This window comes from Spirillospora sp. NPDC048819, assembly GCF_040650055.1.
Taxonomy (GTDB): Bacteria; Actinomycetota; Actinomycetes; order Streptosporangiales; family Streptosporangiaceae; genus Spirillospora.
In genome coordinates, this window is sequence record NZ_JBEZGN010000002.1 from 274,339 (window position 1) to 298,797 (window position 24,459).

The 24,459-nt window shown below is 71.5% G+C and carries 20 protein-coding genes; 7 read left to right on the plus strand and 13 right to left on the minus strand.

Annotation, left to right across the window (positions count from 1 at the left end):
- Positions 1 to 10: 10 nt before the first annotated feature.
- Together AB0C35_RS04375 and AB0C35_RS04380 are read right to left on the minus strand one after the other, a co-directional pair.
- Complete coding sequence (locus tag AB0C35_RS04375) at positions 11 to 589, minus strand: TerD family protein (RefSeq protein WP_358450410.1); 579 nt, start codon at positions 587 to 589, stop codon at positions 11 to 13.
- Positions 590 to 695: 106 nt separating this feature from the next.
- A complete protein-coding gene (locus tag AB0C35_RS04380; RefSeq protein ID WP_358450412.1) occupies positions 696 to 1,271 on the minus strand; it encodes a TerD family protein in 576 nt (191 codons plus the stop codon).
- Between the two features lie 175 nt (positions 1,272 to 1,446).
- Between AB0C35_RS04380 and AB0C35_RS04385 the strand changes: the two genes are divergently transcribed.
- Positions 1,447 to 2,688, plus strand: a complete 1,242-nt coding sequence (locus AB0C35_RS04385) for a molecular chaperone DnaJ (RefSeq protein ID WP_358450414.1) — start codon at positions 1,447 to 1,449, stop codon at positions 2,686 to 2,688.
- A gap of 10 nt (positions 2,689 to 2,698) precedes the next feature.
- Here AB0C35_RS04385 and AB0C35_RS04390 read toward each other — a convergent pair whose 3' ends face one another.
- The 3 genes from AB0C35_RS04390 to dnaG all read right to left on the minus strand — a co-directional run bounded on the left by AB0C35_RS04390 (position 2,699) and on the right by dnaG (position 6,537).
- On the minus strand, positions 2,699 to 3,163 hold the full coding sequence (locus tag AB0C35_RS04390) for a heavy metal-binding domain-containing protein (RefSeq protein ID WP_358450416.1): 465 nt from the start codon (positions 3,161 to 3,163) through the stop codon (positions 2,699 to 2,701).
- 204 nt (positions 3,164 to 3,367) lie between these two features.
- The gene (gene rpoD, locus AB0C35_RS04395; RefSeq protein ID WP_358451100.1) at positions 3,368 to 4,513 is read right to left on the minus strand and encodes an RNA polymerase sigma factor RpoD; all 1,146 of its coding nucleotides are present in this window, start codon (positions 4,511 to 4,513) and stop codon (positions 3,368 to 3,370) included.
- Between the two features lie 71 nt (positions 4,514 to 4,584).
- Positions 4,585 to 6,537, minus strand: coding sequence for a DNA primase (dnaG, locus tag AB0C35_RS04400; protein WP_358450418.1), 1,953 nt, complete (start codon positions 6,535 to 6,537; stop codon positions 4,585 to 4,587).
- 241 nt (positions 6,538 to 6,778) lie between these two features.
- Here dnaG and AB0C35_RS04405 point away from each other — a divergent pair, with 241 nt between their 5' ends.
- Positions 6,779 to 8,050 (plus strand): ABC transporter ATP-binding protein, encoded by a 1,272-nt coding sequence (locus AB0C35_RS04405; RefSeq protein WP_358450420.1) that lies wholly within the window; start codon positions 6,779 to 6,781, stop codon positions 8,048 to 8,050.
- 13 nt (positions 8,051 to 8,063) lie between these two features.
- On the opposite strand, the gene AB0C35_RS04410 is transcribed toward AB0C35_RS04405, so the two are convergent.
- A complete protein-coding gene (locus tag AB0C35_RS04410; RefSeq protein ID WP_358450422.1) occupies positions 8,064 to 9,476 on the minus strand; it encodes a PLP-dependent aminotransferase family protein in 1,413 nt (470 codons plus the stop codon).
- Between the two features lie 94 nt (positions 9,477 to 9,570).
- On the opposite strand from AB0C35_RS04410, the gene AB0C35_RS04415 reads away from it, so the two are divergent.
- Positions 9,571 to 10,176, plus strand: a complete 606-nt coding sequence (locus AB0C35_RS04415) for a TIGR03086 family metal-binding protein (protein WP_358450424.1) — start codon at positions 9,571 to 9,573, stop codon at positions 10,174 to 10,176.
- 4 nt (positions 10,177 to 10,180) lie between these two features.
- Here AB0C35_RS04415 and AB0C35_RS04420 read toward each other — a convergent pair whose 3' ends face one another.
- Positions 10,181 to 10,558 carry a MerR family transcriptional regulator gene (locus AB0C35_RS04420; protein WP_358450426.1) on the minus strand — a complete coding sequence of 126 codons (378 nt, stop codon included), beginning with the start codon at positions 10,556 to 10,558 and terminating at the stop codon, positions 10,181 to 10,183.
- A gap of 140 nt (positions 10,559 to 10,698) precedes the next feature.
- Here AB0C35_RS04420 and AB0C35_RS04425 point away from each other — a divergent pair, with 140 nt between their 5' ends.
- Entirely contained in the window at positions 10,699 to 11,577 is an 879-nt protein-coding gene (locus AB0C35_RS04425) for an LLM class F420-dependent oxidoreductase (protein WP_358450428.1), read from the plus strand.
- Positions 11,578 to 11,604: 27 nt separating this feature from the next.
- Here the strand turns inward: AB0C35_RS04425 and AB0C35_RS04430 are convergent, their stop codons facing one another.
- From AB0C35_RS04430 to ppdK, 6 genes are all read right to left on the minus strand, one after another.
- The gene (locus tag AB0C35_RS04430) at positions 11,605 to 12,057 is read right to left on the minus strand and encodes a GtrA family protein (protein ID WP_358451102.1); all 453 of its coding nucleotides are present in this window, start codon (positions 12,055 to 12,057) and stop codon (positions 11,605 to 11,607) included.
- Positions 12,058 to 12,138: 81 nt separating this feature from the next.
- Positions 12,139 to 13,350 carry an MFS transporter gene (locus tag AB0C35_RS04435; RefSeq protein ID WP_358450430.1) on the minus strand — a complete coding sequence of 404 codons (1,212 nt, stop codon included), beginning with the start codon at positions 13,348 to 13,350 and terminating at the stop codon, positions 12,139 to 12,141.
- Positions 13,351 to 13,423: 73 nt separating this feature from the next.
- Positions 13,424 to 14,650 (minus strand): FAD-dependent oxidoreductase, encoded by a 1,227-nt coding sequence (locus tag AB0C35_RS04440; protein WP_358450431.1) that lies wholly within the window; start codon positions 14,648 to 14,650, stop codon positions 13,424 to 13,426.
- 126 nt (positions 14,651 to 14,776) lie between these two features.
- The gene (locus AB0C35_RS04445) at positions 14,777 to 16,060 is read right to left on the minus strand and encodes a deoxyguanosinetriphosphate triphosphohydrolase (RefSeq protein WP_358450433.1); all 1,284 of its coding nucleotides are present in this window, start codon (positions 16,058 to 16,060) and stop codon (positions 14,777 to 14,779) included.
- Between the two features lie 62 nt (positions 16,061 to 16,122).
- The gene (locus AB0C35_RS04450) at positions 16,123 to 16,932 is read right to left on the minus strand and encodes a YdcF family protein (protein WP_358450435.1); all 810 of its coding nucleotides are present in this window, start codon (positions 16,930 to 16,932) and stop codon (positions 16,123 to 16,125) included.
- 135 nt (positions 16,933 to 17,067) lie between these two features.
- Positions 17,068 to 19,770: a pyruvate, phosphate dikinase gene (gene ppdK, locus AB0C35_RS04455; RefSeq protein WP_358450437.1), complete on the minus strand. Its 2,703-nt coding sequence runs from the start codon at positions 19,768 to 19,770 to the stop codon at positions 17,068 to 17,070.
- 261 nt (positions 19,771 to 20,031) lie between these two features.
- Here ppdK and AB0C35_RS04460 point away from each other — a divergent pair, with 261 nt between their 5' ends.
- The 3 genes from AB0C35_RS04460 to AB0C35_RS04470 all read left to right on the plus strand — a co-directional run bounded on the left by AB0C35_RS04460 (position 20,032) and on the right by AB0C35_RS04470 (position 24,439).
- A complete protein-coding gene (locus tag AB0C35_RS04460) occupies positions 20,032 to 21,918 on the plus strand; it encodes a glycoside hydrolase family 15 protein (RefSeq protein ID WP_358450439.1) in 1,887 nt (628 codons plus the stop codon).
- A gap of 114 nt (positions 21,919 to 22,032) precedes the next feature.
- Complete coding sequence (locus AB0C35_RS04465) at positions 22,033 to 23,235, plus strand: septum formation family protein (protein ID WP_358450441.1); 1,203 nt, start codon at positions 22,033 to 22,035, stop codon at positions 23,233 to 23,235.
- 85 nt (positions 23,236 to 23,320) lie between these two features.
- Complete coding sequence (locus AB0C35_RS04470; protein WP_358450443.1) at positions 23,321 to 24,439, plus strand: septum formation family protein; 1,119 nt, start codon at positions 23,321 to 23,323, stop codon at positions 24,437 to 24,439.
- The last annotated feature ends 20 nt before the right edge of the window (positions 24,440 to 24,459 follow it).

Sequence of the window (24,459 nt, forward strand, 5' to 3'; positions counted from 1 at the left end):
GGAGCCGGCCTCAGCCGACGTTCACGCCGAAGTCCATGGCGATGCCGGCCAAACCCGAGGCGTACCCCTGGCCGACGGCCCTGAACTTCCATTCGCCGCTGTGCCGGTAAAGCTCCCCGAACACCATGGCCGTCTCCGTGGAGGCGTCCTCGGTGAGGTCGAAGCGCGCCAGCTCGTTGCCGTCGTTCCGGTTGACGATCCGGATGAAGGCGTTGCGGACCTGGCCGAAGCTCTGCTGCCGGTTGTCGGCGTCGTAGATCGAGACGGGGAACACGATGCGCTCGCACTCGGCCGGCACCCCGTTGAGGTCGACGTTGATGGACTCGTCGTCGCCCTCGCCCTCACCGGTCAGGTTGTCGCCGGTGTGCTCGACCGAGCCGTCCGGGCTCTTCAGGTTGTTGAAGAACACGAAGTGGTGGTCGGACATGACCTTGCCCGTGCCGGCGAGCATCAGCGCGGACGCGTCCAGGTCGAAGTCGGCGCCCGTGGTGGCGCGGACGTCCCAGCCGAGCCCTACGGTGACGGCGGTGAGGTTGGGCGCGGCCTTCGTCAGTGAGACGTTGCCGCCCTTGGCGAGTGATACTCCCATGTCCGGGCCACTCCCTTCCCTGTGAAGCCTGATCCCTGGCTGAGGATCCTACTGAGACCTTTGATCCCGGTGCCCCCGGCCTTCGCGGGCACCGCGTCCGCGGCCGTCAGAGATTGACGCCGAAGTCCATGGCGATGCCGGCCAGACCTGAGGCATAACCCTGGCCGACCGCCCGGAATTTCCACTCCGCCCCGGAACGGTACAACTCACCGAAGACCATCGCGGTCTCCATGGACGCGTCCTCGGACAGGTCGTAGCGCGCCATCTCCGAGCCGTCCCCCTGGTTCAGCACGCGGATGTAGGCGTTGCGGACCTGCCCGAAGTTCTGGCCGCGGCTGTCGGCGTCGTAGATCGACACGGCGAAGGCCACCCGCTCGGCGGCGGCCGGCATCGCGCCGAAGTTGATCTGGAGCTGCTCGTCGTCGCCCTCGCCGACACCGGTGGTGTTGTCGCCGCTGTGCGCGACCGCGCCGTCCGGAGTGCGGAGATTATTGAAGAACACGAAGTGCTGGTCGGTGATGATCTTGCCGGAGGCGTCCAGGACCATCGCGGAGGCGTCCAGGTCGAAGTCGGTGCCCGTGGTGGTGCGGAGGTCCCAGCCGAGACCGACCGTCACCGCGGTCAGCCCAGGTGCCTGCTTGGTGAGCGAGACGTTGCCGCCCTTGCTGAGACTGACACCCACGGTAGGCCTCCAAGATCGCATGGCATGGCGGACGCCGGCGCGGCGCCCAGACATATCGACGCTGCAGCGATGCTATCCGTTCCCTCCTCGGCGGACGCATTGCACGAGACCCGAGCCCACCGCGCAAAACACGGCCCATCTGCGCCAGACTGGGCAGGGACGAAGGGAGGCTGCCTTGCGGGGAGCGGGCGACCAGCGGCGCCGTGGCAGAGGGGCGCAGGCGGCGGCCGGTGCCATCGAGGCCAGGGAGGCGGCGTCGACCGCCTTCTACGACATGGACCAGGCACAGAAGTTCATCGACGGCCGCGTTACCGTGTTCGAGGATCTGGACGCCAAGGCCGCCGAGCCGGTCCGCCGGGAGTTCACCGGGCTGGCCGAGTCCGCCGACGCCGCCGCCCACGCGTACATCACCGTCCTGGACGCGCACGACCTCGATGACCAGGACCGGTCACCGGCCGAGTACGACGCGGCGCGGCGCGCGTTCGTGGCGTCCACCGAGCGGCTGCAGCAGCTCACCCGGAACCTGAACGGTTTCGCCGAGCGGCTCTCCCAGCGGATGTCCCGGCTGGAGGCCGCCCTCGACCAGCTCCCGCCCCGGCTGACCGCCGCACGCGACTCCGTCATCGCCGCAGACGCCGCCGTGGCCGCCGCCAGGGAGGCCGGGATGGACGCCTCCGACCCGGAGGCGGAACTGGCCCGGGCCAAGGAGATCCTGGCCCAGCTCAGCTCCCAGGGGCTCGGCGGGTTCGGCCTGGACGGGGCGATGCGCAAGGCCGACGAGGTCCGCGAGATCGCCGAGCGGGCGCGGGAGGCCGCCGCCGAACTGCCGCAGATGGCGCAGAAGGTCCGCAACTCACTCGCCTCCGTCCGGACCCGGGTGGACGTCGTCGCGAACCGCGTCGGACCGGTCAGGGAGGCGATGCGGGTCCTGCTGCGCGGCTACTCGCAGGCGTGCTGGCAGGACCTGAAGGGCGCGCCGGAGTCGATCGAGGCGGCCGCGACCCGGGCCCGCGAGCGGCTGAACGAGGCGTCCGCGCACACCGCCCGCGCCGAGTGGAAGCAGGCGCAGCAGGCGCTCACCGCGGCCCGCACCGAGCTGAACGCGGCCGACCGGCGCGCCGGGCAGGTCACCGGGCGGGTCGAGGAGCTGAAGGCCGTCGCCGCCGACCCGGCCGCACCGGCGGAGCGCGTCCAGTTCACCGTGCGGGACGCGCAGCGGCTCGCCATGGCCCAGCCGGGCGGGCCCGCACCCCAGCACGTCCGCGTCCTCGACTCGCTCGTCGAACGCCTGGAGAACGCGCCGAAGCGCCTCACCGGCGCCCACCCGGACTACTGGGCCTACCTGCAGGAACTCGAATCCATCAAGACCGCCGCCGGCGACGTCGTCACCAGGATCCGCGCCGAACGCGCGGGCTGACCGCGCCGGTTCAGCGGGGGCGGTCCTGCAGGCCCATGGTGAGGTTGCGGGCGGCCATCGGGGGGCCGCCCGCCTGCGGGTCGCCGTAGGGCGGCATCTGGCCCTGCTGCTGGGGGTGCGGCTGGTGCTGGGGCGCCTGGTCGCGGGCCTGCTGCGCGGGCTCCGCCCAGACGGCCGTGCCGTACGCGCAGACCTCGACGCCGCCGCCGACCGCGGCGGTGTCGAAACGCATGCCGACCACCGTGTTCGCCCCCTTGTGGCGCGCCTCCTCGCGCAGCCGGTCCACCGCCTCGCGGCGGGCGGCGGCGAGGCCGGCCGACGGCTGCTCCCCCGTCACCCGGAAGGTGGCGCTGCTCCCGCCGTGCCCGGGCTGCGGCGCACCGCCCTGGTCGGCCCGCACGGCCGAACCGAGAACCTCCCCGAGCACGCTTCTGATCTCGTACCCCGCCACGCCGTCAGTCGTCACGATCAGCATGACCACCACGGTAGATCAGGTCCCGGACGAAATGCGCCGCAAATGCCGACACAAGGCGCAGTCTTGCCGAAGCCGGGCTAACCGCGGCCGCGTCCGCCGGCATGCGACCGCCGGCATGCGACCGCCCTCCCGGCGGTACGGCCGGGAGGGCGTCGCGATGCGGCGCACCGCCTCTGTCAGGCCGGCCCCATGGAGGGCCGGCGTTCACTCCAGATACTCCCTCAGCATCTGGGCGCGTGACGGGTGGCGGAGTTTCGCCAGGGTCTTCGACTCGATCTGGCGGATCCGCTCCCTGGTCACGCCGAACTCCCGGCCGACCTCCTCCAGGGTGCGCGGGTGGCCGTCGGTCAGGCCGAAGCGCAGCTGGATGATGCGCTGCTCCCGTTCCGACAGCGTGCCCAGGATGTCCTCCAGCTGGTCCTGCAGAAGGATGAACGCCGCGGCCTCGATCGGCACGACGGCGTCCGCGTCCTCGATGAAGTCGCCGAGATCGGAGTCTTCCTCGCCGATCGGCGACTGCAGCGAGACCGGTTCCTGCGCGATCCGCTGGATCTCGATGACCCGGACGGGCGACAGGCCCATCTCCAGTCCGATCTCCTCGGGGGTGGGTTCACGGCCGAAGTCCTGGTGCATCTGCCGCTGCACCCGGACCAGCTTGTTGATCGTCTCGACCATGTGCACCGGGATCCGGATCGTCCTGGCCTGGTCGGCGATCGCCCGGGTGATCGCCTGCCGGATCCACCAGGTGGCGTAGGTCGAGAACTTGAACCCCTTGGTGTAGTCGAATTTCTCGACCGCACGGATCAGTCCGAGATTTCCCTCCTGAATCAGGTCGAGGAAGAGCATTCCCCGGCCCACGTAGCGTTTCGCGATCGAGACCACCAGGCGCAGGTTGGCCTCGATCAGGCGTTGCTTCGCCCGCGCACCCTCGCGGGAGAGCAGTTCGAGGTCGAGGAGTTCACCGCGGGCGAGGACGGCGGTACGCGCCATCTTCTCCTCAGCGAACAGTCCCGCCTCGATCGATTTCGCGAGTTCTACTTCATCTTCTGCCGTGAGAAGCGGTACGCGACCGATCTCTCTCAGGTAGATCCGAACCAGGTCGCTCGTCGGCGCCCGCTTGCCGAGGTCACCCTCGTCCGCTCGCGTGACGTCCTCGGTCTCCTGTTGAGACTCGAGGACCTCCACCCCCTGCTCTGCGAGCATCCGGACGACCCTTTCCAGGGAGTCGTCCGGCAAGTCCGAGCGATCGAGCGCGGCAGCGACGTCCTCGACGGTCACACCGCCGCGTTCTCTGCCACGTGCGACGAGGTCCGCCACCTGATCAACCGATGGCGCCTCGCTTGGCAGCACCGAAGGGCCCACGGGGACAGTCTGCGTCAAACCGGGCCTAGATCACAGGACCCATTTTGCGGTCTCTTGACTTACTGTGATCCAAGCCCTCGCTCCCGCAACACCCGTCTCTGCTGCTCAAGTGCGACAAGATCGCCGAAGAGCCGGCGGTACTCGTCGGGGGCCTCGACCGGATTCAGCCGCCCGAGTTTAGATTTCGCATCGGCGATCATGCGGGTGAGCTGGCGTTCCTGTATTCGGGCGAGCAGTTCAACGGCATAACGGTCGTCCGATTCCTGGGCGGACCGGGTCGGCTCCACACCGAGCTTCGTGATCAGGTCTCTGACCTGGTCGTTCGGCGCCAGCTCCAGGAGGCCCGCGACCCATTCGGCGACACCGCCCGCGGCCGCCACGCCGCCCGCCTCCGCGATGACCGCGCGCACCGCGACGTGCGGCGGCGCGATGAACGCCTCGGCCGGGACCTCGTCGAACACCGGCCCGACCACCGCCGGGCGCTGGACGGCCAGTTTCAGCAGCTCCCGCTCCCGCTGCACCTCGGGATCGTTCGGGTCGAACGCGGGCCGGTCGGGGACCGCACGGCCGTCCCGCCCGTTCTCGTCCCGCCCGTTGCCGGCCTGCCCGTTGCCGGCCCGCCCGTTGGCAGCCCGCCCGTTGCCGGTGCGGCCGTTGCCGCCCTGGGGGCGGCCGTGCTTGCGGGCCGCCAGCTCGCGGACGCGGCGCAGCACGAACTGCTCGTCCATGATGCCGAGCCAGCGGTCCAGGTTGACCGCGTACATGTGGCGGCGCGACCGGTCCTTGATGGCGGCGACGACCGGGGCCGCGGCGTCCAGCGCGCTCAGCCGGCCCTCGACGGTGTCGAGGTCGTGCTGCTCGATCGCGCTGCGCACCGCGAACTCGAAGAGCGGCAGCCGGGAGGCGACCAGGTCGCGCACCGCCGCGTCGCCGTGCCGGATCCGCAGGTCGCACGGGTCGAGCCCGTCCGGCTGGATGGCCACGAAGGTCTGCGAGACGAACTTCTGCTCGTCGTCGAACGCGCGCAGCGCCGCCTTGCGCCCGGCCGCGTCGCCGTCGAAGGTGAAGATCACCTCGCCGCGGAACTCGTCCTGGTCCATCAGGAGCCGGCGCAGCACCTTGATGTGCTCGTCGCCGAACGCCGTCCCGGACGTCGCGATCGCCGTCGGGACGCCCGCCAGGTGGCAGGCCATCACGTCGGTGTAGCCCTCGACCACCACGGCCTGCCGCCGCCGCGCGATCTCCTTCTTCGCCAGGTCGGCCCCGTACAGCACCGAGCCCTTGTGGAAGAGCGGCGATTCGGGGGTGTTGAGGTACTTGGGGCCGTCGTCGTCCTCGTAGAGCTTGCGGGCGCCGAACCCGATGACGTCGCCGCTCAGGTCGCGGATCGGCCACATCAGCCGGCCGCGGAACCTGTCCATCGGGCCGCGCCGGCCCTCCTTGGCGAGCCCGCCGGCGATGATGTCGCGGTCGGCGAAGCCGCGTCCGCGCAGATGCCTGACCAGGCCCTCCCATTCGCGGGGCGCGAACCCCACGCCGAAGTGGGCGGCGTCGGCGGCCTCGAAGCCGCGCTCGGACAGGAACTTGCGGCCGATCGCCCCTTCGGGGGAGTTCAGCTGATCGGTGTAGAACTCGGCGGCGGCCTTGTGCGCCTCGATCAGCCGGGCGCGCTGCCCGGAGTCCTGGCGGGGGCCGCGCCCGCCGCCCTCCTCGTAGCGCAACTGGAGGCCGGCCTGGGCGGCGAGCCGCTCCACCGCCTCGGAGAAGGGCAGGTGCTCCATCTCCTGGACGAACTTGATGACGTCGCCGCCCGCCTCGCAGCCGAAGCAGAAGTACAGCCCGCGCGAGGGCGTCACGTTGAACGACGGCGACTTCTCCTCGTGGAACGGGCACAGGCCTTTGAGGTTGCCGCCGCCCGCGCTGCGGAGCTGCAGGTACTCGCCGATCACGTCGGCGATGGACGAGCGCTCCCGCACGAGTGCGATGTCCTCATTGCGAATACGGCCTGCCACGACGAAGGAGTCTACGGCGGGACCCCGACATCACGCGCGCCGCACCCGAACCGGTCTGGATCGCGGCCTCGCGCCCCGGACGCCGCGGAGCCTGGATCCTCCTGTGGTGACCGAAATTCCGCGTCCGGTGGCCGAACTCGGCCGGATCGGCGGCCGGTAAGACCGGATTTACTCTGGACAACCTGCAGCATCACGCGATGTGATGACAAATCGAGATTTTGCTCACACCCAGGCGGACCGGATGACGGATGTTGTGCTCGACGGCGTCGACAAGGTGTACCCGGGCGGGCACGTCGCCGTCCGGAATGTCCGGCTGCGTATCAACGAGGGCGAACTGTTCGTGCTGCTCGGCCCCTCCGGGTGCGGCAAGTCGACCATCCTGCGCATGATCGCCGGGCTGGAGGAGATCACCGGCGGCGACCTGTGGCTGAACGGATCGGTCGCCAACGAGCTGCCGCCGCGCGAGCGGAACGTGGCGATGGTCTTCCAGGAGGGCGCGCTCTACCCGCACCGCACGGTCAAGGGGAACATGATGTTCCCGCTGGAGGTGTCGGGCGACGACCGCGCCGAGGCCAGCGCCAAGGTCGTCGAACTGGCGCGGGCGCTCGGCATCAACACCATGATCGACCGGCTGCCGCGCACCCTGTCGGGCGGCCAGCGGCAGCGGGCCGCGATCGGCCGGGCGCTGATCCGCGAGCCGTCGCTGTTCCTGATGGACGAGCCGCTGTCGAGCCTGGACGCGGGGCTGCGCACCGAACTGCGCGTCGAGATCGCCGCGCTGGTGCGCTCCACCGGCACCACCACCGTCTACGTCACCCACGACCAGGTCGAGGCCATGACCATGGCCGACCGGATGGCGGTGCTGCGGGACGGTGTGCTGGAGGACGTCGGCAACCCCGAGCAGATCTACGAGGACCCGGCGACGGTGTTCGTGGCCGCGTTCCTCAGCTCGCCGCCGATCAACCTGCTGCACGCCACCCTGTGGGCCGTCGAGGGCGAGGGACTGCTGCTCGACTTCGGCCCGCAGCGGCTGAGCGTCCCGTGGAACGATCCCCGGGCGTCGTCGCTGATCAGCCACCACGGCCAGACCGTGATCGTGGGGATCCGCCCGGACACGCTGATGCCGATCGCGCCGGGCGCGCCGGCGCCGCACGGGACCGTGCTGTCCGGCCAGGTCCGCGCGCTGGAGTTCCACGGCCACGAGTGGCTCGCCTACGCCGAGGCGGGCATCCCCACCATCGACGCGACCGAGGTGGGACGGCCGCCGCAGCCCGAGACGGTCGAGCCCGAGCGGCCCGGCCTCGGCGACCGGCTGCGGTCGATGCTCGGCCGCCCGGTCCACGAGGAGCCGGTCGAGGAGCACGCGGGCCACCACCGCCGCTCCGACCTGGTGTTCCGCATCGCGCCCGGCAACCGCCCGAACCGCGGCGACCACGTCGCGCTGAGGATCGACCTGAGCCGCGTCCTGTTCTTCGGCGCCGACGGCCACCGCGTCACACCCGTCCACCGATAGCGCCCCCGGCCGCTCAGGCGGCGACGAACCGGCGCAGCCGGCGGAGTCCTTCGCCGATCTCGGGCACCGTGGCGGCGCCGTAGCCGAAGACCAGGCCCCGGACCGGCGGGCCGGTCACGGCGAACTCCGACAGCGCGAACAGCCCGACCCCCGCGGCCAGCGCGTTCCGGGCGATCGCGGCGTCGTCGGTCCCGCCGGGGAGGGTGGCGCTCAGGTGCAGCCCGGCCGCCGACGGGACGAGCGCCAGCCCGTCTCCCGCCAGCCCGGCGACCAGCTCGGCGACGCGTTCGTGCCGGGCCCCGTACTCGCGGCGCGACCTGCGGATGTGCCGGGCGAGCAGCCCCTCGTCGATGAACCGGGCGAGCGCGGCCTGCTCCGGCAGCCCGGCATGCCAGGAGGAGACGTAGCGCGCCATCCGGAACGCGCGGTGCAGCGACGGCGGCGCCACGAGGAACCCCAGCCGCAGCACCGGGCGCATGATCTTGGAGAAGGTGCCGGTGTACAGGACGCGGCCGTCCTCGTCGAGGCTCTGGAGCGGCTCGATCGGGCGCCCGCCGTACCGGTACTCGGTGTCGTAGTCGTCCTCGACGATCACCACGTCCCGCCGCCGGGCCCAGTCGAGCAGGGCCCGGCGGCGGGGCAGCGACATGGGCATGCCGAGCGGGAACTGGTGGGACGGCGTGACGTAGACGGCCCGCGCCTCGTCCGGCAGCGCGTCCACCCGCAGCCCCTCGGCGTCGACCGGCACGCCCCGCACCCGCATCCCGGCCGCGGTCAGCAGCATCCGCACGGGCGGGTATCCGGGGTCCTCGACGGCCACGACGTCGCCCGGTTCGAGCAGGACGCGGACGATCAGGTCCATGGCCTGCTGGACACCGGAGGTGACGACGACGTCGCCGCCGCCCGCCCGCACGGACCGCGAGACGCCCACATGCCTGGCGATGGCCTCGCGCAGCGCGGGCAGCCCCGCCGGGTCGCCCGCGGACGCGGGGTCGCCGAGCGCCGACGGCCGCAGCAGCCCCGCCGTGATGCGCCGCCACGCCTCGTACGGGAACAGCCGCACATCGGGCAGGCCGACGCGGAAGTCCCAGGTGATCCCCGGCATCCGCGGGGGCCAGACGGAGACCTCGTCCCACACGTCCCGGGGCCGCAGCGGCGACGCGGACGGCGCGCCGCGCGGGGCGGACCCCGCCTCCCGGACGTAGGTGCCCGCCCCGATCCGGCTCGTCAGGAACCCTTCGGCGGCGAGCCGGTCGTAGGCGACGCCGACCGTGTTGCGGGAGATCGACAGCCGTCTCGCCAGTTCCCTGCTCGGCGGGAGCGCCTCCCCCGCGCGGAGCCGCCCGTCCAGGATCGCGGCGCGCAGCTGCCGGTAGATCTGCCCGGCGAGGTCCCGGCGTCCCACCAGGCTCACGTGAAGATCCATGGCTTCTCCCCGCCGCCGCACAAGAATCGGCTCAGTCATTCTCCATGATTTTGGACCTTCTCCTGGTCCTCTGGGGCTCCGTAGCGTGGACGGCATGAACCCGCTGACCGAACTTCTCACCACCGACCTCCGTCCCCTGGACCGGAGGGCGGCCGATCTTTACCTCGCCACCGTCGCGCAGGTGAAGCCGGACGCACTGACCCTGCCCACGCCGTGCCCCGACTGGACGCTGCACGGCCTCCTGCGCCACCAGGTCAGCCAGGACGAGGGCTTCGCCGCCGCGGCCCGCGGCGACGGGGCCCGGCTCTCCGCCTGGCGCGGCGGCGACCTGGGCGACGATCCCCACGCCGCCTCCCGCGCCTCCGCCGACCTGGTGGCGCGCGCCTTCGCCGAAACGCCCCTCGACGCCGAACTCGTCCTGCCCGAGATCCGCGACGGGGGCGCCTTCCCGGCCGCGCTGGCGATCAGCTTCCACCTGGTCGACCTGGTCGTCCACGCGTGGGACGTCGCGGTCACCATCGGTGTCCCGTGGGAGCCCGCCGAGGACCTCCTCAGCGCGTCCCTCAAGGTCGCCGCCATCGTCCCCGACGACGGCCGGGGCCCCGGCGAGTCGTTCGCCCCGAAACGGGCCGCCGCGGCGGACGCGGCCCCCGGGGACCGCCTTCTGACGCTCCTGGGCCGTTCCCCGTCCCGGCGCTGAGCCGTCAGGCGGGCAGGCCCTCGCAGGCCACGCCGCTGTAGAGGCGGATCTTCCACTGGATGTGCTCCTGCTGCTCGCGCAGCCTGGTGATCTGCTCGTCCACCCGGCGGTCGTGGTCCTGCAGCAGTTCGAGCCGCTCCTGCACCGTCTCGTCGCCGCCGCGGGCGAGTTCGGTGTAGCGGAGCATCTCGGCGATCGGCATGCCGGTCTCGCGCAGGCACCGCAGCATCCCGAGCCATTGCAGGTCGTCGTCGCAGAACACACGCCGTCCCGACGCGTTCCGCGCGATGCCGGGAAGGAGCCCGATCTTCTCGTAGTACCGCAGCGTGTCGATGCTGAAGCCGCTCTTCTCGGCGGTCTCGGCTGGAGAATAGGCGCTCACGCCCTCCAGGATTTCATCTGGAGTGCACTCCAGGTCAACGCCCCCTTGCCTGCGCCGCGTTTGACCTGGAGCGCGCTCAAGGCCGCACAGTGGGAAAACCGCGGGGTGAACCCGGACACGAGAAACGAGAAGGATCTGCCATGCGCGTTGGACTCCAGATTCCCAGCTTCACCTTTCCCGGCGGCCCCGAGCAGATCGGCCCGGTCTACGGCCGCATCGCCCGGGAGGCCGACCAGGCGGGGCTGCATTCGCTGTGGGTGATGGACCACTTCTTCCAGATCGGCATGGTGGGCGCCCCGGAGGAGCCGATGCTGGAGGGCTACTCCGCGCTCGCCTACGCCGCCGCGCTGACCGAGCGGATCACGCTCGGGACGATGGTCACCGGCGTGACGTACCGGCATCCCGGCATCCTGGTCAAGACCGTGACCACGCTGGACGTGCTGTCGGGCGGACGCGCCTGGCTGGGCATCGGCGCGGCCTGGTACGAGGAGGAGTCGCGGGGCCTCGGCGTCGCGTTCCCGCCCACGGCGGAGCGGTTCGAGCGGCTGGAGGAGACGCTGCAGATCGCCCACCGGATGTGGAAGGGCGACGAGTCGGCGTTCGAGGGCGGGCACTTCACACTGGAGCGGCCGCTGAACTCGCCGCCCGCGCTGCGGAGGCCGCATCCGCCGATTTTGATCGGCGGTGGCGGGGAGCAGAAGACGCTGCGCTTCGTCGCCAGGTACGCCGACGCGTGCAACCTGTTCGACGGCGCCGAACTGCCGCGCAAGCTGGACGTGCTGCGCGGGCACTGCGAGCGCGAGGGACGCGACTACGCCGAGATCGAGAAGACCTCGCTGGGCCACTTCGGCGCCACGCCGTCGGTGGACGAGGCCGTGGACGCCGTCGGGCGTCTCGCGGAGCGCGGCATCGACCACGCGATCTTCTCCCAGGGCACCGGCCAGGACCTGGCGGGCGTCCTCGGCGAGGCCCTGGCACAGACCGAGAAGATCGTCCCGGCCGGACGCGCGGCGGGATGACCTGCCGTCCCGTCCGCGATCAGGTGATCAGGCGGCCGCCGGGGTGAACACCCACTTCTTGTACGACCAGTAGCGGAACGCGGCACCGAACGCGACGCCCGCCAGCAGCCCGGCGTTGTAGGCGACTCCGCCGTGGAGCCCGAGGGTGTAGTAGGTGAAGCCGGTGCACAGCACCTGGATGAGCAGCCCGACGCCGTTCAGCGCGAAGAAGATCGCGACCTCGCGGCCGGAGCCGTTGCTGTCGCGGTGGCGGAACACCCAGAACCGGTTGAGCAGGTAGGAGGCCAGTGTGGACACCACGGTCGGCACGACGACGCTCGTGACGGGGCTGCCGCCGAGCAGGGCGCGCATGAGGTTGGCGCCGAGGATCATGATCAGCGTGCCGACGACTCCCACGAAGCCGAAGCTGAGCAGCTCGCTCAGGAATGTTCGGTACGCCTGGGCGGACCCGACCGTTTTGACCGGTCTTGACCGCTGCATGGTGCTCACTCGCCCAGACCTTACCTGAGTAGGACATATGCGAACGGCCCAACCCCGCCAAAAGATCATCACCGCGGCGGCTCAGCGCTCCGCCGGGACGGCGGCAGAGGAGGTCGCCGGGGCCAGCAGGACGATCAGCCCGACCAGCCCGACCGGGACGGCCAGCGCCCACGCGAGCCCCACGCCCTGCGCGGCGAAGCCGATGACGGGCGGGCCGCCGAGCAGCCCCAGGTAGCCGACCCCGGTGACCCGCGAGATCCCGGCCGCGGCGGGGACGCCGGGGATGTTCCCGGCGGCGCTGAACGTGACGGGCGCCACGACGGCGACGCCGAGGCCGAACACCGTGAAACCGAGGACGGCGGCCGCCGGGTGCCCGGCGGCGAGCCCGAACCCGAGCCCCACCGCGGCGACCAGCGACCCGGCCCGCAGCACCGGGACGGGACCGAACCGCGCGACGACCCGGTCACCGGCGAGCCGGCCGGCGGTCATCGCCACCGCGCATCCGGCGTAGCCGAGGCCGGCGAAGCCGGGACCGGTCCCGAGGTCCTCCCGCAGGTAGATCGCGCTCCAGTCGGCCATGGCGCCCTCGCCGACGAACGAGCACAGCCCGATGACCCCGAGCATGACCAGCAGCCAACGGGACGACGATCCGCCGGCGGCGGGGGCGGCGGCGGCACGTTCGCCGGGGCCGGCATGCTCCGCGAGTCCGGGGAGGGCGTCGGCGGAGCGGTCCAGCAGATCACGGCAGCCGACCGCCAGCAGCGCCGTCAGCACCGCGGCCGCTGCCGCCAGATGCAGCGGGACGGGGACGCCGGCGTACGCCGCACCGGAGCCGGCCAGGGCGGCCAGCAGCGCCCCGATGCTGTAAGCGCCGTGCAGGCCCGACATCAGCGGCCGCCCGTAGCCGCGCTCGACGGCCACGCCCTGGGCGTTCATCGCCACGTCCATCAGGCCCAGCGAGGCGCCGAGCAGCAGCAGGGCGAAGATCAGCGCGCCGAGGTTCCAGGCGAAGCCCAGCGGGATCAGCGACACCGCGCCCGCGATCCCGGCGGCGATCGTCGTCGCCCGGCTGCCCCACCGCGCGACGATCCGCCCCGCGAAGCGCACCGCGGCCACGACGCCGATGGGCGCGCCCAGCAGGGCGACGCCCATCGACCCCTCGCTCAGCCCGAGGTGCTCCTTGATCTGCGGGATGCGGACGACCCAGGCGGCGGCCAGCAGCCCGTGGACGGTGAACGCCACCGTGACGGCGATCCGTGCCCGGCCCAGCGTCGCGATCTTGTCCGTCACCACTCAGCAGACTGTACGTGCCCGACGCGCGCGGCGGTCCCGGAGCCGGGCTGCCGGTCACCGCCGCATCGCGGGCTCAGCCGAGCCCGGCGAGCGGCACACCGGGGTCGGCCAGGCGGGCGGCGTCCACCGGGCTCCCGGAGCGGATCAGCGCCTGGACGTCCCCGGTGACGTCCCACACGTTGACGTTCATCCCGGCGACGACCCGGCCGCCGGACAGCCAGAACGCGACGAACTCCCGGGACGCGACGTCCCCCCGGTACACGACCTCGTCGTACTCCCCCGGCGACGCGGTGCCGGACATCTCCATGCCGAGGTCGTACTGGTCGCTGAAGAAGTACGGGATGCGGTCGTAGGCGACGTCCTGCCCGAGCATCGCGCGGGCCGCGGCGGGCCCGGAGTTCAGCGCGTTCGCCCAGTGCTCCACCCGGATGCGGCGGCCCAGCAGCGGGTTGTAGGCGTTGGCGACGTCCCCGGCCGCGAAGACGTCGGGGTCGGACGTGCGCAGCGACTGGTCGACGAGGATCCCGTCGGAGACCTCCAGCCCGGCCTCCTCGGCGAGCCGGGTGTTGGGCCGGACCCCGATGCCGACGATCACGACGTCCGCGGGGATCTCGGCGCCGCCGGAGGTGACGACCGCCGACACCTGCCCGGCGCCCCAGAACCCGGCGACGCCCTGGTCGAGGCGCAGGTCGACGCCGTGCGCGCGGTGCAGGTCGCCGAACATCCCGCCGAGCTCGGGGCCCATGGCGGCGTGCAGCGGCGTCGGCTCCGGGTCGATGATCGTCACGTCGTTGCCGTAGGAGCGGGCGGCGGCGGCCGTCTCCAGCCCGATCCAGCCCGCCCCGGCCACCACGACCCGGCGGCCGCCGGGCGCGAGGGCCTGTTTCAGCGCCGCCGAGTCCGCCATCGTCCGCAGGTAGTGGATGCCCTGCAGCTTGGAGCCGGGCACGTCCAGCCGCCGCGGGGACGCCCCGGTCGCCAGCAGCAGCCTGGTGTACCCGATCGGCTCCTTCGTGGACAGGCGCACCTCGTGCGCGTCCCGGTCGACCGAGGCGACGGAGGCGCCCAGCCGCAGCTCCACGTCGTGCTTGTCGTACCAGTCCGACTCGTGGACGTGGGCCTTCTCGCGCGGCTCCTTGTCCAGCAGGAACCCCTTGGACAGCGGAGGCCGCTCGTACGGCCGCTCGATCTCGTCCCCGAAGAGCAGCACTCTGCCCGCGAAGCCCTCCTCGCGGAGCGTCTCCGCCGCCTTGGCACCCGCCAGGCTGGCACCGACGATGACGAACGTCTCCTCGGGCATGACAACCTCCTGTAGTCGACCTGTAGCTATCCCTACAGCGGCGTCTGTAACGAGACAAGGGTCATCGATGCGCGCGTCGAGGCATATTCCGCTCAGAGGCCGGCCCGCGGACCACGCGGGCGGCGATCAGGAACCGACGTCCAGCAGGCGGTGCCGCGCCATTGCGGACACATCGGTCAGCGAGGCGACCTGGTCGATGACGGCGCGGAGCCGGCCCGCGTCGTCGCCGGCGTCCTCGAACGCGGCGCGGAAGCCGGGTTCGAGGGTGCCGGGCGCGCCGGCGAGCGTCATCTCGGCCAGCTCGGTGATCAGGGTCCGCTGCCGGGCCCTGATCTCCTCGTGGCTGATCCACACGTAGTGCGCGGTGATCCCCTTGAGCAGGGCGTTCTCCAGCCGCTGCGCGCGCGGGACGATCAGCTCCGCCGCGTACCGGGTCAGCGGGCGGTCCCCGTAGGCCTCCCGGGTGGCGGTCTCGGCGGCCATGCAGAACCGCCCGATCAGCGTGCTGGTGAGGTTCTTGAGGGCGGCCAGGCTCCGCGGCGTGCCGTCGTAGCGGTCGGGCCAGTACGGCTCGGCGAGCAGCACGGCGAAGCGCTCCTCCAGCTCGGGCAGGTCGGCGTCGGGGCAGTACAGCTTGATCGCGGTGGCGGCGACGAGGCGGCGCTCGGCGGGGTCGGCGAGGCGGGCGAAGTCGATGTGCCCGGCGACCAGCGCGTCCTCCAGGTCGTGGACGGAGTAGGCGACGTCGTCGCTCCAGTCCATGACCTGCGCCTCGAAGCACGTCCGCCCCGGTTCGACGCCCTCGCGGACCCAGCGCGCGACGTCCGTGTCGTCGTCGTACACGCCGAATTTCCCGTTGACCGCGGCCGCCTGCGGCCACGGGTACTTCATCGCGGCGTCCAGCGCGGCGCGGGTCAGGTTGAGGCCGACGCTGCGGCCGTGCAGGGGCGGGCCGTCCAGCGCGAACGACTTCGGCTCCAGGCGGGTCAGGATACGCAGGCTCTGCGCGTTGCCCTCGAAGCCGCCGCAGTCGCGCGCGACGATGTCGAGCGCGAACTCGCCGTTGTGCCCGAACGGCGGATGCCCGATGTCGTGGGACAGGCACGCCGCCTCCACCAGATCGGGGTCGCAGCCGAGGGACTTGCCCAGCTCACGGCCGACCTGGGCGCATTCGAGCGAGTGGGTCAGCCGGGTGCGCAGGCTCTGCACGGTGTCGGCGCCGGCGTCCGCGCCCGGCGAGGCGACCTGCGTCTTGGCGGCCAGCCGCCGCAGGGCCGCGCTGTGCAGGACGCGGGCGCGGTCGCGTTCGAACGCCGTCCGGTCGCGCCGCTTGGCGGGCTCGGGCGCCCAGCGTTCCCTGTCGTGAGCGGAGTAGGGGCCGGAGTCGCCGTGAATCGGGTTGATCGTCATGTCCCTATCCAGGGTATGCGTGCAGGGTGACGTCCCGTTGACCTTTGGGCGGGCCCGGGGTGTCAGCGGGACGGCGGCGGGCCGGACGACGGCGCCGGCGACGAGGGCTGCGGCGTCCCGGACGGGTCGATGTGGATGCGCTTGACGGTCTCGCTCGGCGGCTGGACGCTCTTGCCCAGCAGCACGTACGACAGGTACGCCCCGGTCTCCCGGACGATGTAGTCGAACTGGGTCTCGCGCGTCTGGACGCTGGGGCCGCTGCGGGTCGGCGAGGCGGCCGCCTCGATGCCGCTGTCCTCGGCCATCTTCTTCGACCGCAGCCCGTGCCACGGATCGGTGACGATCACGGCGGACGACCATCCGTGCCGGTCGAACTCCCTGCCGACGGCCCGCATGCTCTCCAGCGTGTCCCGCCCGACGGGCACCGCGAAGACCTTGGCCGCGGGCACCCCGCCCTTCTCGATCAGCCAGGTGCGGCCGGAGCCGGCCTCGGTGTAGTTGTCGCCGGGGGCCTTGCCGCCGACGGTGACGATGGCGGGCGCGACACCGTCGCGGTAGAGGTCCAGGGCGTGCTGGAGCCGCCACTTCAGCGTCGGGGACGGAACCCCGTTGTACTGCGCGGCGCCGAGAACGATGATCGCGTCGGAGCGGGGCCGCTCGTCCTGGCGGGCCTGGTGCCAGATCCGCGTCCCGACGGTGAGGGGCGTCAGCACGGCGATCGCGAGCAGCCCGAGGACGACGCTCATCGGGATCGTGAACCAGAGCGGCCGCCTGCGCCCGCGGCGCGGCCGCTCCTCGGGCTCGGGCTCGTCCGGCTCGTCGGGCTCGTGGCCCTCGGTCTGGGGTTGCGGCAATTCCTCTTCCAACGTCATCGGTTCGACCACGTTAGTTAGATGGCTCGCGGAGCGCCCGAGGTTCGCTGCGGCGGCGTGTCCGCCGTCCCGGCTCCGTCCCGGCGGCCGGTCCCCGCGCACGGCGGTGTGCGGGGACCGGCCGCGGCGACGGTGTCAGCGGCTGTCGCCGCCCCCGGACGAACCGCCCGCCGCCACGATCGCGGCGCGGCCGGCCTCCAGCCGGGCGACGGGTATGCGGAACGGCGAGCAGGACACGTAGTCGAGTCCGACCTCGTGGCAGAAGTGCACCGAATCGGGGTCGCCGCCGTGCTCGCCGCAGATGCCGAGCTTGATGCCGGGTCGCGCCTTGCGGCCCTCCTCGGCGGCGATGCGGACGAGCCGCCCCACCCCGTCGCGGTCGAGGGTCTCGAACGGCGACACCCCGAAGATCCCGAGTTCCAGGTAGCGGCCGAAGAACGCGGCCTCGACGTCGTCGCGGGAGAAGCCCCAGGTCGTCTGGGTGAGGTCGTTGGTTCCGAAGGAGAAGAACTCGGCGGCCTCGGCGATCTGGCCGGCGGTCAGCGCGGCACGCGGCAGCTCGATCATGGTGCCGATCAGCGCCGGGACGTCGACCCCGGTGGCCTCCCTGACGCCGTCCAGGATGGCGCGGGCCTCGTCGCGGACGGCCTCCAGCTCCTGCACGGCGCCGACGAGCGGGATCATGATCTCGGGACGCGGATCGCCGCCCGCGCGGCGCCGCGCCGCCGCGGCCTCGGCGATCGCGCGGACCTGCATTCCGAACAGTCCCGGAATCGCCAAACCGAGCCGCACGCCGCGCAGGCCCAGCATAGGGTTCTGCTCGTGCAGTCGGTTGACTGCTTCGAGCAGTCTCCGGTCCTTGTCGTCCGCGTCGTCGCCCGCGAGCGCGACCCTGACCGACAGCTCGGTGATGTCGGGGAGGAATTCGTGCAGCGGCGGGTCGATCAGCCGGATCGTGACCGGCAGTCCGTCCATGGCCTCGAAGATGCCCTCGAAGTCGCTCCTCTGCAGCGGCTCCAGCGCGTCCAGCGCGGCCTGCCGCTCCGTGCCGTTCCCGGCGAGGACGAGCTTCTCGATGAGCTGCCGCCGGTCGCCGAGGAACATGTGCTCGGTGCGGCACAGCCCGATGCCGGCGGCGCCGAACCGGCGGGCCCGCGCGGAGTCCCCGGGGTTGTCGGAGTTCGCGCGGACCTTCAGCGCGGCCCGCGAGTCGGCGTGCCGCATGATGCGGTCGACGGCCTTGACGAGGTCGCCGCCCTCCTCGACGCTCAGCTCGCCCTCGAAGTACCGGACGACGGGCGAGTCCTCGACGGGTACCTCGCCGAGGTACACGTCCCCGGACGTCCCGTCGATCGAGATGACGTCGCCTTCGCCGACCGTCACATCGCCGGGCGCGGTGAAATGCCCGTTCTTGACGTCGACGTCCAGCTCCTCGGCGCCGCAGACGCAGGTCTTGCCCATGCCGCGGGCGACGACGGCGGCGTGCGAGGTCTTGCCGCCGCGGGACGTCAGGACGCCCCTGGCCGCGACCATGCCGGCGAGGTCGTCCGGGTTGGTCTCGCGGCGGACGAGGATCACGTCCTCGCCCTTTTCCGCGAGCTCCACGGCGCGCTCGGAGGTGAACACCACCTTGCCGACGGCCGCGCCGGGCGAGGCGTTCATGCCCTTCGTCAGCTTCCGGACGCCGTCGACCCGGCTGGCGAAGCGGGGGAACATGAGCTGGGCGAGCTGGTCGCCGGTCACGCGGCGGGCGGCCTCGTCCACGTCGATGAGCCCCTGGTCGAGGAGCTGGCAGGCGATGCGGAACGCCGCGCCGGCGGTCCGCTTGCCGACCCGGGTCTGCAGCATCCACAGCTTCCCGCGCTCGATCGTGAACTCGATGTCGCACATGTCGCGGTAGTGGTTCTCCAGCGTCTCCATGATCTCGAGAAGCCGGTCGTAGGACGCCTTGTCGATCCGCTCCAGGTCCTTCAGCGGGACGGTGTTGCGGATGCCGGCGACGACGTCCTCGCCCTGGGCGTTCTGCAGGTAGTCGCCGTAGATGCCCTGCTGCCCGGACGCGGGGTCGCGGGTGAAGGCGACGCCCGTCCCGGACTCCATGCCCATGTTGCCGAACACCATCGAGCAGATGTTGACGGCGGTGCCGAGGTCGACGGGGATGCGCTCCTGGCGGCGGTACAGGACCGCGCGGGGCGCGTTCCAGGAGTCGAACACCGCCTCGACGGCCAGGTCCATCTGCTCGCGCGGGTCGGCCGGGAAGTCCCTGCCGGCCTGTTCTCGGACGATCTCCTTGAAGCGGCCGACCAGCCCCTGGAAGTCCTCGGCGGTGAGGTCGACGTCGTCGTCGCTGCCGCGGGCCCGCTTGACGTCCTCGACGGCCTCCTCGAACAGGTCGCCGTCGATGTCCAGGACGGTCTTGCCGAACATCTGGATCAGCCGGCGGTAGGAGTCCCAGGCGAACCGCTCGTCCCCCGCCTGCGCGGCCAGACCGTGCACGGACTCGTCGTTCAACCCGACGTTGAGGACGGTCTCCATCATGCCCGGCATGCTGAACTTGGCGCCGGAACGCACGCTGACCAGGAGCGGGTCGTCGCTCTGGCCGAGCTTCTTGCCCATCGCGGACTCGAGTGCGGCCAGGTGCGCGTTCACCTCGTCCGCCAGCCCCTCGGGCGGGTTTCCGTGCTCGAGGTAGTACCGGCAGGCCTCCGCGGTGATCGTGAACCCGGGAGGCACGGGCAGTCCGAGGTTGGTCATCTCGGCCAGGTTGGCGCCCTTGCCGCCCAGCAGATCCTTGAGGTCCTTGTTTCCCTCAGTGAAGTCGTACACGAACTTCGGCACGGGGAGCTCCTTTTCGCTCCGGTTCCACCCAGTGGCAGGTCCGGCCCCGCCGCGGCGGGGCGCGGCATCGCGTTCCCGCAGGCGGCGGCGGGTCCGCTGCCCTGTTTGCCGGGACTGTACCCGCGCCGTCCGGCCTTGCTCGGCGCCCGGTGGCCCAAGGGACGTTCTCCCAGGTCAATGGCCAGATAGTGGTCTATTCCAATGGGTACCCGGCGTACCCACCGCAAGGGAGAGGTAATGATGGATCAAGGAGGTGACGTTGTGAGGCCGAAGGTCGCAGGCGGCCGGGCGGGAGACCCGTTCGCCCCCATCGCCGATTACGGGTTCCTGTCCGACTGCGAGACGACCGCGCTGGTCGCGCCCAGCGGGAACATCGAGTGGATGTGCCTGCCCAAGATGGACTCGCCCAGCGTGTTCGGGTCGATCCTGGACCGTGACGCCGGGTACTTCCGGGTCGGCCCGGCGGGCGTAGAGGTGCCCGCCGCACAGCGCTACATCCCCGGCACCATGGTGATGGAGACCACGTGGTGGGTGCACGGGGGCTGGCTGGTGGTGACGGACGCGCTGCTGATGGGGCCGTGGCACCACGAGACGGAGCGGTCCCACACGCACCGCAGGGCCCCGACCGACTACGACGCCGACCACGTCCTGCTCCGGATGGTGCGGTGCGTGAACGGCCAGGTCCAGGTCCGGCTCGACTGCATGCCGGTGTTCGACTACGGCCAGACGCCCGCGCGCTGGGAGCACACCGGCGCCGGGTACCACGAGGCCGTCGCGCGCGGGAACGGCATCGGGCTGCGGCTCAGCACCGACATGAACGTCGGGTTCGAGGGGTCGCTCGCGACGTCCCGGACGCTGCTGAAGCAGGGCGAGTCCCGGTTCGTCGCGCTGTCGTGGAGTGAGCACGCGGCGCCCGCGTCCTACGAGGAGGCGAACGAGCGGCTCGTCTGGACGGTGCACCACTGGCAGCACTGGCTGGACCGGGGCCGCTTCCCCGACCACCCGTGGCGCAGCCACCTGCAGCGCAGCGCCCTCACGCTCAAGGGCCTGACGTTCGCGCCGTCCGGCGCGGTGGCGGCCGCGGCGACGACGTCGCTGCCGGAGGCCCCCGGCGGCGACCGGAACTGGGACTACCGCTACACCTGGATCCGCGACTCCACGATGGCGCTGTGGGCGTTCTACACGCTCGGCTACGACTGGGAGGCCAACGACTTCTTCTACTTCATCACCGACGTCGCCGAGGCCGCCGAGGGCAAGCTGCAGATCATGTACGGGCTGGACGGCCGGGAGGAGCTGCCCGAGTCCACGCTGGACCACCTCACCGGCTACGGCAACGCGCGTCCCGTCCGCATCGGCAACGAGGCGTACATGCAGGCGCAGCACGACGTGTGGGGCGCGATCATCGCGTCCATCTACCTGTTCGTGCGCAAACGCGACCGGCTCGACGACCGGCTATGGAAGATCATCATCAAGCAGGTCGAGGACGCCCTCGCCAACTGGCGGACCCCGGACTGCGGCATGTGGGAGGTGCGCGGCGAGCCGCAGCACTTCACCTCGTCCAAGATCTTCTGCTGGGTGGCGGCCGACCGCGGCGCCCGCCTCGCCCGCGTCCGCGGCGACCAGGACCGGGCCCGGCGCTGGCAGGCCGCCGCCGACGAGATCCACGCCGACGTGATGGCGAACGCGCTGGACGAGCGCGGCGTCTTCACCGCGCACTACGGCGCCTCGACACTGGACGCCTCGGCGCTGCTGATCCCGCTGCTCGGCTTCCTGCCCGCCGACGACAAGCGCATCCGCGAGACGGTCCTCGCCATCGCCGACGAGCTGTCGGAGGACGACCTCGTCCTGCGCTACCGGGCCGCGGAGACCGACGACGGGTTCGAGTCGGAGGAGGGCACCTTCACGATCTGCTCGTTCTGGCTGGTCAGCACGCTGGTGATGATCGGGGAGCTGGACCGGGCGCGTGCCCTGTGCGAGAAGCTGCTGTCCTACGCCAGCCCGCTGCAGTTGTACTCGGAGGAGATCGACCCGCACACCGGGCGCCATCTCGGCAACTTCCCGCAGGCGTTCACCCACCTCGCTCTGATCAACGCGGTCATGCAGGTGATCAGGGCGGAGAACAACGAACCCCAGCCGCCCCTGGCCTGACCTTCGCCGCCGTGGCCGGGCCGCAGCCCCGGCCACGGCGTCCCGTGATCACAAGTTGGCGACATCCGCCGGAAATGCCTCGCTTGGAGAGAATTTCACGCCTACTGTTCCGCCGTGACCACGCCACCACCGGCTGACGACGTCCCAGACGACCCCCGGCCGGCCACCGAATGGGCCCCGCCCGACGCGCCGGCACCGGACGACAAGGCCCCGCCCGGCGCACCGGCACCGGACGAGCACGCACCCCCCGCCGCCGAACCCGTGCACGCCGGGTCACCGGTGTGGGGCGCGCCCCCCGGCGTCCACAGGCCATCGCACCCGGCCGCCCCCGCCAGGACGAACCGGCTCGCCATCGTCGCGCTCGTCACCGGGCTCCTCGGCCTGGTCCTGTTCGCGGTCGGCTTCGCCATCGCCGCGCTCGTGCAGGCCGGGCGCCGTGGCGAGAAGGGCAAGGGCCTGGCCATCGGCGGGATCGCGGCATCGGCGGTCTGGGTCGTCGCCGGCGTGGTCGTCGCGGCCCTGACCGTGACCTCCGTGTTCTCGGTGGACCGCGACGACGAGGGCCGCGTCACCAAGAGCGGCAAGGTACTGGCATCGACCTTGCGGGCCGGTGACTGCTTCGTCGGCACCGCAACCGATGGCACCGTCCTCGTGACCGCGCTGCCATGCACCCAGCCCCACGACAGCGAGGTCATCGCCACCTCGACACTCCCCCGGGAGCCGTACCCGGGCGACGAGAACGTCGAGGCCCAGGTGGACCTGCTGTGCGGCGAGCGGGCCCGCTACCTGCAGAAGAGCCGTCACTTCCGGGACCTGCGCTACTACAACCTGATGCCCGACGAGCTGACCTGGGCGGACGACGACCGCAAGGCGACGTGCACCGTGCACTACATCGGCCCGGGAACGCTCACGTCACCGCTGGTGGCGACCGTGGACGACCGCCTCAAGACCTTCAAGGACCTCGCGGTGGGCGACTGCCTCAAGAACTGGACGACGGACAGTCCCGTCTTTCCCGTCGTCTCCTGCACTGAATCGCATGAATTGCAGGTGTACGCCACCTTCCAGGCGCCGATGGGCGGGTCCTATGCCCCCGGCGACTATCCGCCCTACCCCGGCGAGGAGAAGATCCAGAAGCAGGCGAGCCGCGGCTGCGAGAAGCGCGCGGTGAAGCTCTTCAAGAAGCATCCGCCGCGGGTGCCGGTCGACGGGCGGTTCGTGTGGCCGAAGGAACTGGACTGGTACAGCGGCGACACGCAGATCGTCTGTCTGGTCACGGGCGTGGAGGGGCCGTTGAAGCGGTCGGTGGTACCGCACTGAGGCCGTGACGACCGCATTGATTACAGATTGGCGACATCCGCCGGAAATGCCCCTTTAGTCGAGAGTTTCGGCCTACCGTTCCGCCGTGACAACGCCACCCCCTGCTGACAACGACCCTGAACCGGCCGGCGGATGGGCCCTGCCCGGCGCGCCGCCACCTGCCGGGCCCACCGGACCAATGCCCGCCGGCCCGCCGATGCGGGAGGCCCCTCCCCCTCCCGGCGGGCCGCCGCCGATGGGGCTGTCCGTCCGGACGAACCGGCTCGCGATCGCCGCGCTCGTCACCGGGCTCCTCGGCCTGGTCCTGCTCGCGGTGGGCCTCGCCATCGCGGCGCTCATCCAGGCCGGGCGCCGCGGGGAGACGGGCAAGGGCCTGGCGGTCGGCGGCCTCGTCGCGTCCGCCGTCTGGACCGTGGCCGGGGCGGTCGCCGTCGTCGCGTTCCTGGGTTCGCTGGTCAGCGCCGAACGCGACGGCTTCGGAAATGTCACCGATAAGGACAAGGTGCTGGCCGCGATGCTGCGGGTCGGCGACTGCTTCAACGGGTTCGAGGGAGACCGCATAGCGCCCCTCGTCACGGCGCTGCCCTGCACGCAGCCGCATGAGGGCGAGGCCGTCGCCAAGCTACAACTGTCCGGCGATGAGTACCCCGGCGATGGCGAGATCAGGTCGCAGGCGAACGACGCCTGCGATCGGAAGACCCTCCAGCTTTGGAAGAGCCGATACGCCAGAGATCTGGTCGCCTACAACATTACGCCGACCCGGTCGACCTGGGATACCGGGGACCGTGAGCTGTTCTGCCTGCTGCGCTATACCGGCTCTGGAACGCTCACCTCACCGCTCGCCCAGACCCTGGACCCTGACCTGAGGTTCTGGTACGAACTGGCTCCCGGGGACTGCCTCGGGAAGTGGGACGAGGAGGCTTGGGCGCAGCGCCTCCTCTCCTGCACCGAACCGCACTGGAATCTGGTGTTCGCGACCTTCACACTGAAGGCAGGCCCATATCCGGGGCAGAAGGCGGCGGACCGGAAGGCGGAACGTGGCTGCGAAAAACGGTGGCAGACGGTTTTCCGCGGGCACCCGTCGCCGGACCTGATCGGGTGGTCCTTCCCCGAGAAGAGCGAGTGGGACACCGGGCACCGCACGATCGTCTGCTTCGGCAAAAGCGAGGACCGTCCCATGAAGAAGTCGATGCTGCCGCGCTGACCCCCGCGGTGGGCCCCCGG